This window comes from Noviherbaspirillum sp., assembly GCF_036563305.1.
Classification (GTDB): Bacteria; Pseudomonadota; Gammaproteobacteria; order Burkholderiales; family Burkholderiaceae_D; genus Noviherbaspirillum.
Genome location: NZ_DATCMQ010000014.1, coordinates 127,274 through 141,547, shown reverse-complemented (window position 1 = coordinate 141,547; position 14,274 = coordinate 127,274). Strand labels below are relative to the sequence as shown.

14 protein-coding genes are annotated in these 14,274 nt (G+C 65.2%); 12 read left to right on the top strand and 2 right to left on the bottom strand.

Going from position 1 to position 14,274, the window contains the following annotated elements; genetic code table 11:
- Nucleotides 1-26 precede the first annotated feature (26 nt).
- The 11 genes from VIM12_RS13435 to VIM12_RS13385 are packed head-to-tail and all read left to right on the top strand — an operon-like array spanning nucleotide 27 to nucleotide 10,785.
- Nucleotides 27-629: a toxin co-regulated pilus biosynthesis Q family protein gene (locus VIM12_RS13435; RefSeq protein WP_331942161.1), complete on the top strand. Its 603-nt coding sequence runs from the start codon at nucleotides 27-29 to the stop codon at nucleotides 627-629.
- Nucleotides 626-2,329, top strand: coding sequence for a PilN family type IVB pilus formation outer membrane protein (locus VIM12_RS13430; protein WP_331942160.1), 1,704 nt, complete (start codon nucleotides 626-628; stop codon nucleotides 2,327-2,329). The genes VIM12_RS13435 and VIM12_RS13430 overlap by 4 nt, the downstream gene beginning before the upstream one ends.
- 11 nt (nucleotides 2,330-2,340) lie before the next feature.
- Nucleotides 2,341-3,609 (top strand): type 4b pilus protein PilO2, encoded by a 1,269-nt coding sequence (gene pilO2, locus VIM12_RS13425; RefSeq protein WP_331942159.1) that lies wholly within the window; start codon nucleotides 2,341-2,343, stop codon nucleotides 3,607-3,609.
- Complete coding sequence (gene pilP / locus VIM12_RS13420) at nucleotides 3,599-4,117, top strand: type IV pilus biogenesis protein PilP (RefSeq protein ID WP_331942158.1); 519 nt, start codon at nucleotides 3,599-3,601, stop codon at nucleotides 4,115-4,117. Before pilO2 ends, pilP begins: the two co-directional genes overlap by 11 nt.
- A gap of 53 nt (nucleotides 4,118-4,170) precedes the next feature.
- Nucleotides 4,171-5,706, top strand: coding sequence for a GspE/PulE family protein (locus tag VIM12_RS13415; protein ID WP_331942514.1), 1,536 nt, complete (start codon nucleotides 4,171-4,173; stop codon nucleotides 5,704-5,706).
- Nucleotides 5,696-6,772 carry a type II secretion system F family protein gene (locus VIM12_RS13410; protein ID WP_331942157.1) on the top strand — a complete coding sequence of 359 codons (1,077 nt, stop codon included), beginning with the start codon at nucleotides 5,696-5,698 and terminating at the stop codon, nucleotides 6,770-6,772. Before VIM12_RS13415 ends, VIM12_RS13410 begins: the two co-directional genes overlap by 11 nt.
- 21 nt (nucleotides 6,773-6,793) lie before the next feature.
- On the top strand, nucleotides 6,794-7,345 hold the full coding sequence (locus VIM12_RS13405) for a type 4 pilus major pilin (RefSeq protein ID WP_331942156.1): 552 nt from the start codon (nucleotides 6,794-6,796) through the stop codon (nucleotides 7,343-7,345).
- Between the two features lie 24 nt (nucleotides 7,346-7,369).
- Nucleotides 7,370-8,383 (top strand): ATPase, T2SS/T4P/T4SS family, encoded by a 1,014-nt coding sequence (locus VIM12_RS13400; protein ID WP_331942155.1) that lies wholly within the window; start codon nucleotides 7,370-7,372, stop codon nucleotides 8,381-8,383.
- Nucleotides 8,384-8,394: 11 nt separating this feature from the next.
- On the top strand, nucleotides 8,395-8,889 hold the full coding sequence (gene pilM / locus VIM12_RS13395; protein WP_331942154.1) for a type IV pilus biogenesis protein PilM: 495 nt from the start codon (nucleotides 8,395-8,397) through the stop codon (nucleotides 8,887-8,889).
- Nucleotides 8,890-8,900: 11 nt separating this feature from the next.
- Nucleotides 8,901-10,304, top strand: coding sequence for a shufflon system plasmid conjugative transfer pilus tip adhesin PilV (pilV, locus tag VIM12_RS13390; protein ID WP_331942153.1), 1,404 nt, complete (start codon nucleotides 8,901-8,903; stop codon nucleotides 10,302-10,304).
- Between the two features lie 37 nt (nucleotides 10,305-10,341).
- The gene (locus VIM12_RS13385; protein WP_331942152.1) at nucleotides 10,342-10,785 is read left to right on the top strand and encodes a lytic transglycosylase domain-containing protein; all 444 of its coding nucleotides are present in this window, start codon (nucleotides 10,342-10,344) and stop codon (nucleotides 10,783-10,785) included.
- Between the two features lie 10 nt (nucleotides 10,786-10,795).
- On the opposite strand, the gene VIM12_RS13380 is transcribed toward VIM12_RS13385, so the two are convergent.
- Complete coding sequence (locus VIM12_RS13380) at nucleotides 10,796-11,509, bottom strand: response regulator transcription factor (protein ID WP_331942151.1); 714 nt, start codon at nucleotides 11,507-11,509, stop codon at nucleotides 10,796-10,798.
- A gap of 269 nt (nucleotides 11,510-11,778) precedes the next feature.
- Between VIM12_RS13380 and VIM12_RS13375 the strand changes: the two genes are divergently transcribed.
- A complete protein-coding gene (locus tag VIM12_RS13375) occupies nucleotides 11,779-13,131 on the top strand; it encodes a diguanylate cyclase (protein WP_331942150.1) in 1,353 nt (450 codons plus the stop codon).
- A 26-nt stretch (nucleotides 13,132-13,157) separates the two neighbouring features.
- On the opposite strand, the gene VIM12_RS13370 is transcribed toward VIM12_RS13375, so the two are convergent.
- Nucleotides 13,158-14,252 carry a type IV pilus twitching motility protein PilT gene (locus VIM12_RS13370; protein WP_331942149.1) on the bottom strand — a complete coding sequence of 365 codons (1,095 nt, stop codon included), beginning with the start codon at nucleotides 14,250-14,252 and terminating at the stop codon, nucleotides 13,158-13,160.
- Nucleotides 14,253-14,274 lie beyond the last annotated feature (22 nt).

The window sequence follows — 14,274 nt, the reverse complement described above, 5'->3', positions numbered from 1 at the left end:
CAACCTAACGTGGGGAGGCTGTCCAGATGTTGAAGGAATATGGTGAGTGGAAGCGTTGCAGCGTCGCGACGCTTTTACCAGCGGCGGCAGCGTTGCTGTTGTTCTGCACCTCAGCGGCAGGGAAAGAGCCCGGTGCGGGGCAGGATCAGGGCATTGCCGCGCCCCTTCGTCTGGCGCTCTCGCTTCAGACGCTACCGTCCCGCTCCTCGACGGCAGCCGCCGGCAGCACCGCAGCTGCCGAACCGGCAGGCAGGCCTGCGCCAGGAGAGCTTGCTGCAGCCGGCGTGCTTTCCCGGTCCGAACACAGCGTGGCAAACGCTCCGCATTCCGCCCCCTCCCCGCAAGCGATGCTAAACGGCGCGGCGTCGCCGCCCGCACGATGGGAAATCGCCCCGAGCGACGGGACCATTCATGCCACGCTGGCCCGCTGGGCCGCATCCGCCGGGTGGCAGCTCGTATGGGAACTGCAGGTTGACTATCCGATCGAGAGCCGCGCGACGCTGCAGGGCTCGTTCGAAGACGCCGTGGCGACCGTCGCACGCAGCCTGCAGGAGACGAGCGCGCCCGCACGCGCCATCTTCTATTCGGGCAACCAGGTCCTGCGCATCGTCGCAAAAGGGGAGAAATGATGACGCGCACAAGCATGGCAGTCGTTGCGCTCGGACTTCTTGCGGCGGGATGCACCGGCCTGTCCGGCAAGGTCGCCTCGAGCGTGGACCAGTCCGCGACGAAGGCGTCCGCGCTGGCGGGCGACGCAGGCAGGGTCGTGCCTGACGCGCGCGGACAGGCGGCCCCCGCGATAACGCATGAGGACGGCATCTGGATCGGACGCAGCGTGGTGCCGCTCGCCGCCAAACCCCTGCCACCCATCTTCCATGAACCCGCCACCTTCGATCGCACCGTCAGCTCGCTCGCCGAACTTGCCGAGCGCATCACGCTTCGCTCCGGCATACCGGTGAAGGTCGCTCCCGAAGTGCTCGGGTATGGACCGGCGACTGCGCGCGGAACGGAGAACGGGGCAATGCCATTGCCACAACCGGCACAGCCATCGCCGCGGATGACAATGCCGCGCCTCCCCCCGCCGTCCGGCGCGGCGGCGCCGTCTCCCTTCCCGGCGGCAAGCGGACAGGCGGCCGGCGCGCCGGTGCGCATCGCCTACTCGGGAGGCAGTTTCAAGGGCTTGCTGGATACCGCGGTCGCCCGCTTCGGGGTGTCGTGGAAGTACGAAGACGGCGTGATCCGCCTGTTCCACACCGAGCCGCGCACCTTCCAGATCGCGGCGATTCCCGGCGACTCCGCCTTCACCGCGAACGTGGTGAGCGGCGCGGTCTCCACCGGCGGCGTAAGCAGTTCGGCGACCGGCGGCGTCGGCGGCGGGGGCGGCGGCGGCGCGACCGGAGGCGTCAATGCCAACAACAGCCAGAATACGACCGTCGCCTCCCGGCTGTCAGTGTTCTCGAGCGTCGAAAGCACGGTCCGCACGATGCTCTCCCCCTACGGCAGGGTTTCCGCATCGCCCGCCACGGGCGCGATCACGGTTGTCGACACGCCAGAATCGCTCGACCAGATTGCCGCCTTCATCGACCACGAGAACAAGGTGCTTTCGCGCCAGGTCGTCATCAACGTGACCGTTCTCTCCGTCAGCCTCGCCGAGAACGATGAATACGGCATCAACTGGGATCTCGTCTATCGCACGCTGCATCGCGAGTACGACATCGTCAACCGCTTCGCGACCTCGCTGCCCGGAGCAACCTCCTTCACCGCCGGCGTGGTCGGATCCTCGCGCTTCTCCGGCTCGGCGCTCGTAATCGACGCATTGTCCAGGCAGGGCAAGGTGCGGCGGCAGACGACCGCCTCCGTGGTCACGCTGAACAACCAGCCGGTGCCCGTCCAGGTCGCCCGGCAGACCAGCTATCTCCAGTCGACGCAAACCAGCGTCGTGGCACAGGTCGGCACCGTGACCTCGCTCACGCCGGGAACGGTCACGTCCGGATTCAACATGAGCGTCCTGCCAAACGTGCTGTCCAACGGCACGGTCCTGCTGCAGTTCTCCGGGGACCTGTCCACGCTGCGGCAGATCAGGCCGGTGGGCGACACGAGCAACCGCATCGAGACCCCCGAGCTGGACACGCGCAGCTTCCTCCAGAGGGTGGCGATGCGATCGAATGAAACCCTCGTGATCAGCGGCTTCGAACAGATCGACGAGAACCTCGACCGGCAGGGCGTAGGCGAGCCGCGGAACATGCTGCTGGGAGGCGGATTCAAGGCGGGCGCCAACAAGGATGTGATCGTCATCCTGATCACGCCCACCACGGTGACCGGTACCTGACGGAGCGCGCCATGGCCCTCCACGTCACGCAGATCGACAAGCACAAGTTCGTCTGCGGCCTGTTCTGGCAGGCGCTTTCCCGCCCGCGCGAGCTGGCGAAGGAAGCAAAGGACCTTGCCCGCAAGATCGACTTCGACATGATGGTGCTGCGCATCGACCACACGGCCGCGCAGGCCGGCTTCGCGCACAGCCGCGACGGGGCGCGCAAGGGACTCTCGTCGCTTGCGGCGGTCGTGTCCAAGGCACTGGCGGTCGAGGGGGCGTACTACGACGGCGACAAGCAGCCGGTGCACAACTGGCTGGGCGCGTTCAAGCTGCCCGACGGGCACTGGGTGTACTTCGCGGTGCGTGACGCGAGCTTCCTGCCCAACGGCGACTTTGCGGGCACCAAGGAAGAAGTGCTGGACAGGCTGCACAGCGACTACGGCCTCGGCGGCTGGAACGCCGTCATCGGTGACGAAGAACTTGCGGACTACGGCTTCCATAATTTCAACGTGCGCAGCATCGAGACGCTGATACCGCGCAAGAAGGACGGCAGCGTCAAGTCGCACAAGTGGTGGGGCCTGCGCCAGGTGGACAACAAGCAGTCCTACCGCGCCGCGGCCGTCGCCGCCGCGGTCGCGCTGCTTGTCGGCGCCGGGGTGATGGGGTGGCAGCACTACCAGCGCCAGCGGGAGGAGAAGGAAAGGGAGGCGGCGATGGAGGAGATGCGGCGCACGCTCCTCGCAAAAGGCGCGCAGGCGGATTTTCTGCAGCCCTGGGCAGCCAAGCCGGCGCCGGCGGAACTGATCCGCGCATGCACGACCGGCCTGCGGCACCTGACCCCCGGCGGCTGGCAGCTCGAGGGCTACGAATGCACGGCGTCCCAGGCCATTCATGTATGGAGCAGGGCGGGATCCACCCCGGCCTTTCTCCTCGAGCAGGTGCCCGGCGCGCAGATCGAACTCGGCGGCGAGCGCGCATCGCTTGCACAGCCGGTCGCTACCACCCCTGGAAAGGCGGAGGCACTGCTGGAAGAAAGACGATTGATTCCCGCCGTACAGTCTGCGCTGCAGCTGATGCAGGTCGGTTTCAGGCTCGCGCCGCAAGCGGTGGTGACCGAGGCCCAGGGCGCCACCGCGTCGCGGCCGCCCTGGCGGACCATCGCCCTTTCTGTCAAGGCGCGCGGCGTCGCTCCCGGCACCGTCGCCGAGGTACTGAGCCGCCCGGGCGTGCGCATAGACAAGCTGTCCTACCGGGACGGCGAGTGGTCATACGAAGGAGTGATGTATGCGAAGTAATCGACGCTGGATCGGTATTGCGGCAATCGCCGCGCTCCCGGGCATGCCGCTGGCCGAAACCACCGCGGACGCGCTGACGCGTATCGAGGCCGAGACCCTGCTGCTGAAGGCGCGCGAAAGGCAGCTCGAGGTGCAGTCGAACATCCTGAGCAAGCAGAACGAGATTGCGCTGAAGCAGGGGACGGGCGCGACGGTCGCGCATTTCCCGCCCGGCAGCGACACCGTGGTGCGGGCGATCGAGGGACTGGGCGGTCGCATGTATGCAACCCTGCAGACACGCGATGGCAGCACGGTCGACGTCGAGCCCGGCACCGTCCTCAGTGATGGCACCCGCGTGGTGTCGATACGCTCGAACGAGGTTCTCGTCCGCGACCCCTCGGGCAAGACGGGAAGGCTGGCGATGGCGGACCGCGCCGCGCCCGGCAACGCGGCTGGCGGTTCCGGCACGGCCGGCTATCCGCCGATTCCGCCATTGCCGCCCGCGCCGCCGAGAGGACCAGCAAGATGAACACTGTTGAAACATCCGGATTGGGCGGCGCCGGCGGGCGGTTCTCCAAGAGCATGCTTGGTGATGCGACGGTGCAAAGCCATATCGGGGACCTCGAAGCGAGCGACGAGGAGAAGAAGCTGCTTTGCCTCCTGTCCGACGGCCGCCTGCTGGTCGCCGAGGGACATCGCCTGAATGCGCATGTGCTCTCCTATACCGGGAGACTGGAAAGGATGAAGCGGCCGTTCCGGCTGGAGTACGTGGACATCGACATCATCCGCCGCGCTTACGCCAGCCACGCGGGCGAGTCGGGCGAGCGCAGCCACTCGATGATGCAGGTGACGGCCAAGGAACTGCTGAACAAGGCCTGCAACGCGCGTGCCTCCGACGTCCACATCCGGGTCAGGAAAACGCGCACCGAGATCTTCTTCCGGATCCATAACGACCTGGTGCTCGCGGGGGAGCAGACGCGGGAGCACGGCGAAAGGCTGCTGGCCACGCTCTACGGGGCGATGACGTCGGTATCCGACAACGCCTACAAGCCGACGGAACGGCAGGACGCCAGCATCGCCGACCGCGACAAACTGCCGGCCAGGTTGTACGGCGTCCGCATCGCGACCGCCCCGACCAGCGAGGGCGTGCTGATGGTGCTGCGCCTGCTGTACAACGACGCGGGCGACAACATCGACCTGCGTCCGCTCGGCTTCTCCGACGCCCACGCGGCGATGCTGCAGCAGTTGAAGGAGCAGCCGCTTGGCATGAACATCCTGAGCGGGCCGACCGGCTCGGGAAAGTCCACCACGCTGCAGCGCGCGCTGGCCGGCCAGATCCTGCAGGCCGAGGGCAAGCTGCACGTGCTCACGGTCGAGGATCCCGTCGAATATCCGATCGACGGCGCGGTGCAGACGGCCGTCACCAATGCGCCGACGGAAGAGGAGCGCGCGCGCCTGTTTTCCGCGGCGATTTCCAACGCGATGCGGCTCGACCCGGACACCATCATGATCGGCGAGATCCGCGACCGCGCGTCCGCCCAGAGCGCCTTACGGGCGGCGATGACCGGGCACCAGGTGTGGACGACCGTGCATGCGAACAGCGCGATCGCAATTATCGACCGCCTGGTCGACCTCGGTCTTCCGCTGAGCCTGGTCGCCGACCATACCGTGGTCACCGGCCTGGTCAGCCAGCGTCTCGTGAAACTGCTGTGCCCGGATTGCAAGGAACCCATCGTCAACCAGATGGACCGTCTGTCGCCCGCGCTCCTGGGAAGGATACGCAACGCCGTCAACGGCGACATGAGCAGGATCTCGGTGGCCGGGAAGGGATGCGCCACCTGCGGTCATGCGGGGACGACAGGCAGGACGGTGCTCGCGGAAGTCATCATCCCGGACGACGAATTGTTCAGATGCGTGCGCATGGGGGAAAAAACCAAGGCGGTCGAACACTGGGTCAAGAATCTCAACGGGCGAACCATCCTCGATCACGCCATAGAGAAGGTTGCCGCCGGCCTGATCGACCCCCGCATGGCCGAGCAGGTGGTGGGCCACCTGGCGACCAGTGCCGCACCGACGGCGGTGCAGCTGAGCCTGGTGGAGAAGGCCAGTGGACTTTGACGCGAACCGGTTGTGGGCAAGGGCGCATTTCGGCGACGGCGTGCGTCTCCGCCTGTACCGCAAGATCGCCAAGATGCTTGCCAACGGACTGCCGTTGCTCAAGATACTGGATGAACTGGGAAAGCGTGCTTCCCGCAACGGCGAAAAACCCGGGGAGCCGCTGGCCATCATCCTCGACGATTGCCGGCGTTCGGTGCAGAACGGCCGCCTCCTGTCCGAGGGGCTGGAAGGGTGGGTGCCCAGGAGTGAGCAGATGATCATCATGGCCGGGGAACAGTCGGGCCGGCTGGAAGCGACGCTGCTGGCAGTCACCGAAGTTGTCGCGGCCAGCAAGAAGATACGCGCGGTGGTGGTCGCCGGCATCACCTATCCGACCCTGATCCTGGTCATGGTGTTCGTCTATGTCTATCTCTTCGGAACGCGTGTCATCCCGCAGTTCACGCGCATCGTCGACCCCGCACAGTGGCGAGGGGCGGCAAGGTCGCTGTACCTGATGTCCGAACTCGTGCAGGACTGGATGCTGATTCTCGTGGCGGCGCTGACGTTCATGGTGCTGGCGATCATCGCCTCCATGCCGCGCTGGCGCGGCGGCGCCCGGGTGGTCGCGGACCGCTACGCGCCGTATTCCATCTACCGGCTCATCTCCGGCACCAGTTTCCTCATGGCGTTCTCCGCGCTCCAGTCCGCCGGCATCACGGTGGAACGCTCGCTGGTGCGTCTTTCCATGCTGGCTTCTCCGTGGATGCGCGAAAGGCTCGACGGCGCGCTGCTCGGCGTCCGCTCCGGCCTGAACTGCGGCGAAGCGCTGCGCAATGCCGGTTACGGCTTTCCGTCACCGGAGGTGGTCGACGATTTGTGCGTGTACGCGGAGTACCGGGGGTTCGCCGAGGCGCTCAAGCTGCTCGCGGACGAATGGATGGAGGAGGGAATAGAGCAGGTTTCTGCGCAAATGAAGGTGCTGAATGCCTTCGCGATCATCCTGCTTGCGGTCGTGATCGGCTGGCTGGTGATCGGCTTTTTCGGGATCCAGCAGGAACTTGCGTCGGTTGCCCGGGGCGGGCGATAACTTTTGAAGGGGAGGATTGTCATGAACGTCATCAACGCAACAACCGGAGTGCCCTGCAGAGCGAAATTTTCGCGCCAGCGGGGCGCATCCTTACTGGAAGGGATCGCCTACCTCGGTATCGCGGCCATCGTGGTGCTGGGTGCCGTGTCCCTGCTCACCGGCGCGATGTCCAGTGCAAAGGCCAATCAGACCACCGAGGAACTGATCGCATTGCGCACCGCGGTCAAGAAGTTGTATGCGGGGCAGACCTATCCGGAAACCGGCGTGGCCGCCACGGTCATCGCCGCGAAGGCGGTACCGTCGACCCTGGTGGTCAACAGCACGGCATCGACGATTACGAATGCCTGGGGCGGCGCCGTGACCCTGGCGGGTCCGTCCGGCGGCGGGCCGACGTTCTCGGTGGTGTACAACAACATGCCACAGGACGTCTGCGTCAACGCACTGAGCGGTGCGAGCGGCTGGACCAGCATCGCCCAGGGTTCGGTGAGCAAGAACGTCTTTCCGCTGCCGCCCGCCGATGCGTCGGCGGTGTGCAACGCCGCGACCAACAGCGTGACGTTTACGTCCAACTGAACGCCGGCGGCGGCCTGCGACAACGTGAGCGACGCGAGTCCGATGAACGGCATCGCCCGGGCTTCCAGGTTGCGCGACCTGGAATTCTCGGATCTCTACCTCGGGCATCCACGCCTGGAAAGCTGGTTCTCGGGCGTGTCCGGCCTCGCCATCTCCGCGCTTCCGCTCGATCATGCATTGCATGACGAGCTGGCACTGCTGGCGGCGGCATGCGAGGACGCGGCGGCAAGAGGGGGAGCGCCGCACGCGGCGTTTCGCGTCCTGCACGACGAGGTGAGCTATCGCGGCATGCCCCTGCTGACGGCGGCGGGGAGAATCTTCCTGTTGCGGCGGCTGCCCGGGCAACCGGAAACACTGTCCTCGGCCGGCATTCCGCCGGCCTACGTGCGCCGCATCACCGCACGCTTTCTTTCCGGGCTGTTCATCGTCTGCGGCGGCCCGCGCTCCGGCAGGACGACAACTGCCGGCGCCCTGTTGAAGGAGCGCCTGCTGCTGCATGGGGGACTCGCGGTCACCGTGGAGGATCCCGTCGAGCTTTCCCTTGCCGGTCCCCATGGTGAAGGGCTTTGCCTGCAGACGAGCTTCCCGTCCACCGGCGAGGAACACTTCCCGGCTGCATTGCGCGGATTGCTGCGCAATGGCGCCGGCATGGTCCTCGTCGATGAAGTTAGCACGCCCGCGGTGGCGGCGGCAGTCCTGCAAGCCGCCATCGGCGGCCCGCTGGTGGTCGCCACCCTGCAGTCCGAGGACATCCTGCAATGCCTGGTCAAGCTGCATGCGCTGGCCAGTGAACGACTTGGCGCCGACAATGCGCGGGTGTTGCTCTCGGAGGGGCTGGCCGGCATCCTGCACCTGCAGATTGCGCGGCCGCCGCGGCACAAGGCAAAGCTGGAGTCGGAATTCCTGTTCCTTGACGATGCGCCGGCGCCCCGGGCACTGTTGCGGCGCGGCGAGTATGAACAGCTGGCCTCGGTGATGCGGCAGCAGATGGCGACGATGATCAGCGAAAGCGCGCTGGAGCGCTTCGGGAACGGGTGACGGGAGGCCACATGTGGAGTTTGTTGATCGTCAGCGTGATGGCGGCCCTCGCCGCCTTCTACATGCGAGGCGTGGAACAGCCGCTCGAGGGACTTGCCGACCGCAAGGCCGCGGACCTGGCCGAGAGCATGGCGGTGTATCGGGAGGCGGTCATCCGGTACTACACCCTCAACGACTTGACCAATGCGAGCGTCAGCCTGGACGACCTGAAAGCAGCGAACCTGCTGCCCGCATGGTCGGCACTGAAAACCCAGCCGGGCGTGATCTGGCGGAATTACCGCGACGCTGCCGGCACCATCTACGTCTACGCGAATACGCTCCCTCCCGTGAACATCCAGTCCGAACTCGCCGCGCTGTCGAAGAACTCCCATCTGGTGGGTGCCTACAAGCAGGCAGGCGGCAAGCTGCACTCGCCCGTCTATGGCGAGACCACGATTTCGCTCGCCGCGCTGAGCACGCGCGGCGTGCCGGACAATGCGCCGGTCTGGATCGGGGCGCGCCAATGAGGAGAGACGCGATGCGCCGGAAACAGGACGGGTTGACCCTGCTTGAAATGCTGGCCGCGATCGCGGTCGGTACCTTGTTGATCATCGGACTGGTCGAGATGATCGACACATCGCTGGAAGACGCCAGGGGACAGCAGGCGGCACAGCAGCAGAGCCAGCTCGCCGCGGCCGCCCGCAGGTATATTGCGGCGAACTATGCCGATCTTGTTACCGACTCCGCTTCCGCCGTCGTTCCCGTCACCGTCGCGCAGCTGAAGACGGCGAATTTCCTGTCCTCCGGCTTTGCCTTGACCAACAGCTACGGGCAGGACGCGTGCGTCCTGGTGCGCCAGCCGGCTGCCGGAAAGCTCGATGCTTTGGTGGTAACCCGCGGAGGACGGCCGATCCCCGAAAAGAACCTACGTGCGGTCGCGCTTTCCGCCGGTCAGGGCGGAGGGTATATCAGCGCGCTGGAAAGCGGTACCGCGCGCGGTGCGTCATGGGCACTGGACACGACGCCGTATCGCGCCGTCTCCTGCGGCGGCGGCGCGCATGTGCTGACCGGGGCTGCGGCGGACGGCGGTCGCCTTGCTTCCAGCCTGTTCTACGACGGACCCGGCCAGCTCGCGAGCGACTTCCTGTATCGCGACGTGGTGAACGGGCGGCCGGAACTGAATCAGATGCGTACGCCACTCGGCATGACTGCCGCCGCGCTCGTGGCGGCCGGCTCGCCTTGCGGCGCTTCCGCAGCCATCGCCGTGGACGCGGCAAGCAGGCGGCTCCTGGTCTGCGGCACCGCCGGGGTCTGGACCAGCTCCTCGTCCTGGAAGGATTCGGTTGCGACCTTTGCCGACCTGCCACCCGCACAGCACGGCGACGTCGTCCTGGTGCGGGACATCGGCCGGGCATTCGCCTACAGCGCGCCTCCCGTCAGCGTGCCGGCGCGCTGGCGCGCGCTCGCCGTGGACGAGAACGGCCGGCTGGATCTCGACGAGCTGAACGTGGCCGAGCGCGCCAACATCGAGGAGCTGCACGTCCTTGACAGCATGACCGCTTGGGGTGGACCGAACATATTCGCCAGCGCCCAGATTGGCGGGCCGCCGGTGGGATCGACCGGATCGCTTCACGTCCATGGCCCTGTCACTGCGGATGCCACGCTGACCGTCGGCGACGACATTACCGCCAAGAAGAATGTCGCCGTCGCCGGGGACGCCAACGTGGCGGGGGGCGTCACGAGCCTGTGGGAGGAGTCCGGCGAGTACCAGATCCGCACCAAATTCGCGCCGGGAACCGCCTGCAACTATGTTCGCTCGGGAGACGGCCGCACCTGGATCGAGTACCCCACCGGTACCGTCGTGAACGACCCCGCGGGCCGGATCATGAGCTGCTATGCCGACAATACCTTCAGATACCCCAATGGCACCTACATGCCTTAGCAGACCATACAGGGCCGGCCGGGCAAGGGCTGGAAGCATGGCGAGGCTGTCGTCGGTTCTGGCGCGGACGGCGCGCCACATGCTGGTACTGGGCGGCGGACTGCTGTGCGCCCCGGCCCTGGCATGCTGGGAAGAGGCAGGGGCGCGCTACGGCGTCAACCCCTCGCTGCTCTATGCAATCGCCAGGACAGAGTCGAATCTGAATCCGATGGCGAGGAACGTCAACAGGAACGGCACCTACGACATCGGCCTGATGCAGATCAACAGCAGCTGGCTCCCCGTGCTGCGCCGCTTCGGGATGCAGGAGGAGCAGCTTTGGGATCCATGCACCAGCATTCATGTGGGAGCATGGGTGCTGGCGCAGAACATGGACAGGTTCGGCAATACCTGGAAAGCCGTGGGCGCATACAATGCCCGCAATCCCGAACTGCAACTCCTGTACGCGCGGAAGGTGTACCGCAACCTTCCTCCCGCCCCCTGACCGCGATCGTTCAGCCGGCGAGGCCTTCGTCGTCCTGGGGCTTGTCCAGCACCTCGAGCCGATAGCCCTGGTTGTACGCAGTGCGCAGTACGACACCGCGGTCTGGACCCAGGCACAGCTTCTTGCGCAGCTTGTAGATATGCTGCTCGATCGTGCGCCCCGCCACCTCGCTGTCGGTGCTCCAGATCGTCACGCTGATGGTTTCCCGCGAAATGAAGACGCCGGGAGAGGAGAACAGCAGCCAGGCGATGCTGAACTCGCGCGGCGTCAGTTCGATCGGTTCCCCGCGATACTGGAACCGTGCCGCTTCACGATCGAGATGAAAACCGGCCAGTTCGATCCGTGTGCGCGCGCTGCGCCTGCGCACGCGGCGCAGCAGCGCGTGCGTGCGGGCAATGAACTCTATCGGCTCGAACGGACGATACAGGAAGTCGTCCGCCCCGCTGTTGAGGTAGAGCGCCGCGACAAAGGCATTCTTGAGGGGCGAGGTCACCAGTACGGGGGTATTGTCGACAGGACGGCAATTCAACCAGGAGAGGATTGCATCATCGTCGCTGGGCTCGACCGGAACGTCAATCAGGATGAGCTCGAACTCGCTGCGACGAAGGCCGCGCATGAACGCAATCTCGGTCGCAAAATGCTCGCACTTGAAGCCGGCGCGCAGCAATACCCGTCGAACGTGATCGAGAAACGACTCGTTGCGGATATACACTGCAATACTCATACGTGTCTTGAACGTGTGCGAGGCACGGAAGGCGTTTCAAGCGGGCTGCGGAGGCAGTCGGAGTGGGCGCGCATCCGATGCGCGCCGGCGGTTTATTTTCCGTGGATATAGTAATGGGAATTTCATCGTTTGAATACCGCCGGTAACCGATATATACGTTTGTTCAATCCGTGAGTTTGTTCGGATGGAACTAAATGTGACCCTGCCTCACTGAATCAATAAGGACGCAGTTCCGGCGATGATTCGTGAGTTAAAAGCAGGGAGGACAAATGGTTGACAATCATCTCGCGGTGCAGGATCGCGGGACTCCGGAATGCATTGTTCAGGCGCCGGTCGGCGCAGTGGCGGCAGCGCGGCCGGACCGATTGATCTACCTGCTCCGGCATGACCTGCTCTATGCCATGGACGCGGCAATGCAGCTGCAATCCATGGGATATGAGATCGGGATCGCCGACAGCCTGGATGAACTGCTGCTGATGATGGCAGAGCGTCTGCCGGTGTGCGTCATCGTCGATTCGCCCGACCGCGGCGTCACGCTCACGCCAGGGGACGCGGCCTGTGTACGCGCCGCCAGCGGCGGCACGGTTCCGTTGCTGCTGCTCTCCGCAAGCCACAATTTCGAGGCCCGGCTCGCGGCGGCCCGTGCAAGGGTAGACGGCTATCTCAACAAACCGCTGGACATGGGCAGGCTGGCCGAGCGCCTGGATGCGCTTGCGACGATGTCCCGTTCGGTGCAGAAATTCCGGGTGCTGGTGGTCTGCAGCAGTGCCGGGCAGGCAGCGTACTATGACGGCGTGGTTGCAGTCGCGGGCATGGACACGATACGGTCGCGGCGCCCGGGCGACATACTGCGGCTGCTTGATCAGTTCAGGCCGGACGCCGTGCTCATCGACGTCGACAACGGCGAATGCAGTGCCGGCGACCTGACCGCGCTGGTCAGGCAGGACAGCGCCTTCGTCGACATCCCCGTCATCATGCTGTCAAGTGAAGATAGCCCGGAGGCGCGCCAGAACGCGATCCGCAGCGGGGCCGACGAATATGTCACGAAACCGGTGCCGGCGGCCGAACTCATCGTGCTGCTTTCCAGCCGCATGGAACGTTACCGGACGTTGCGCGGGCTGATCATGCGCGACCGGCTGACCGGCCTGTATAACCACGTTGCATTCAAGGAGCAGCTGGAGCGTGAGATTGCGCGCGCGCGGCGGGAAGACCGCCCGCTTGCCTTCGCCATGGTCGACCTCGATCATTTCAAGAAGATCAACGATCTGTACGGCCACCCGGCCGGCGACCAGGTGATCCGCAGTATCGCGCGCCTGATGCGCAGCCGGCTGCGTCATGGGGATGTGGTCGGCCGCTACGGCGGCGAGGAATTTGCCGTGATTCTGCCGGCGACGACAGCTGGCGCCGCGGCGGAGGTGCTGAACGAGATACGCGCGGAATTCCAGGGGATAAGCCACCGTGCCGGAGATGCCTCATTCACTGCAAGCTTCTCGGGCGGCGTCGTCGAATCGGGGCCGGCATCTTCGGTATCGGACGTCATGTCGATGATTGCGGCGGCGGACAATGCGCTCTACCGCAGCAAGCGCATGGGACGGAACCGGATCGAAATTGCAGCGGGCTGAATGGGCGGTCGAGCCCGCTGCGTCCGTCAGCGCTTCGCGTTCAACATCTCATGCAGTTCCAGGCGGTTGTACGCGGCGCGCATCGCATCTTTCTGGTTGATTGCCTTCTTGACCACGAGCTGCGCCAGGACGTCGTTCAGGCTGCGCGACATGTTGTCGGTCTTCCTGCGGAGGAAATCCGAAATCATGTGCAGTTTCTCGGGGTCGGCGATGTAAGGGCTGACTTGCTGGGTGGTGTTGAAGATGAGTTCGCTGGCGAGCACGAAATCGTCGCCGTTCTCGTCGGGCAGCAAGCTCTGGAAGATGACGCCGACAAGCGCGTTGGCAAGGATGGCGGCGCGCTGCTGTCGCTGCTCCGGCGCGAAGAAGCCGAGCAGTTTCGTGATCGCGCCGATGGCGCTGTTGGTGTGCATGGTGGCGAGGACCAGGTGGCCCGATTCTCCCGCATGCAGCAAGGTATCGGCGGTGTCGAAGTCGCGGATCTCGCCGACCATCAGGACGTCGGGCTTCTGGCGCAACGCCTCCCGCAGGCCGGAGGAGAAGCTGGCCGTGTCGACCGGGACCTCCTTCTGGGAGATGATCGACTGCTTGCGGCGCAATTCATATTCGATCGGTTCTTCAATCGTGATGATGTGCGCGTTGCGCGTGGCGTTGATGTGCTCCAGCATGGACGCCATCGTCGTCGTCTTGCCGGAACCGGTGGGGCCGGTGACCAGGATGATGCCTTTCGTCGGCTCCAGCATGGTCTTCACGTATCCGGGAAGTCCTGTCTTCTCGAGCGGAATCGGGTGGAGCGGCAGGCGCCGTATCGAGATCGCCACCTTCGATCCCGAGGACGTCCGGTAGACATTGCAGCGCAGGCGAAACTGGGTGAGGACAAACGGCCGGTCTATCGCATGGTCGATGATCTTGTCTTCCCAGTCCTCGTCGATGCCCCTGAGCAGCGGGACCATATCCTCCAGCGCGACCGGCTCATCGCTCGCCTGACGCCATCCGCGCGGCGTCTTCAGCATAATGGGCATGTCCGGCTCTATATGAATATCCGAGAACGTCTGCCCTGAATTGACCAGGGCGATCAGGTCTTGCAGCAGATCGCGCGAGATGGAGAAATCGTCGGACATGGATCACCTGAACATGTTGGGA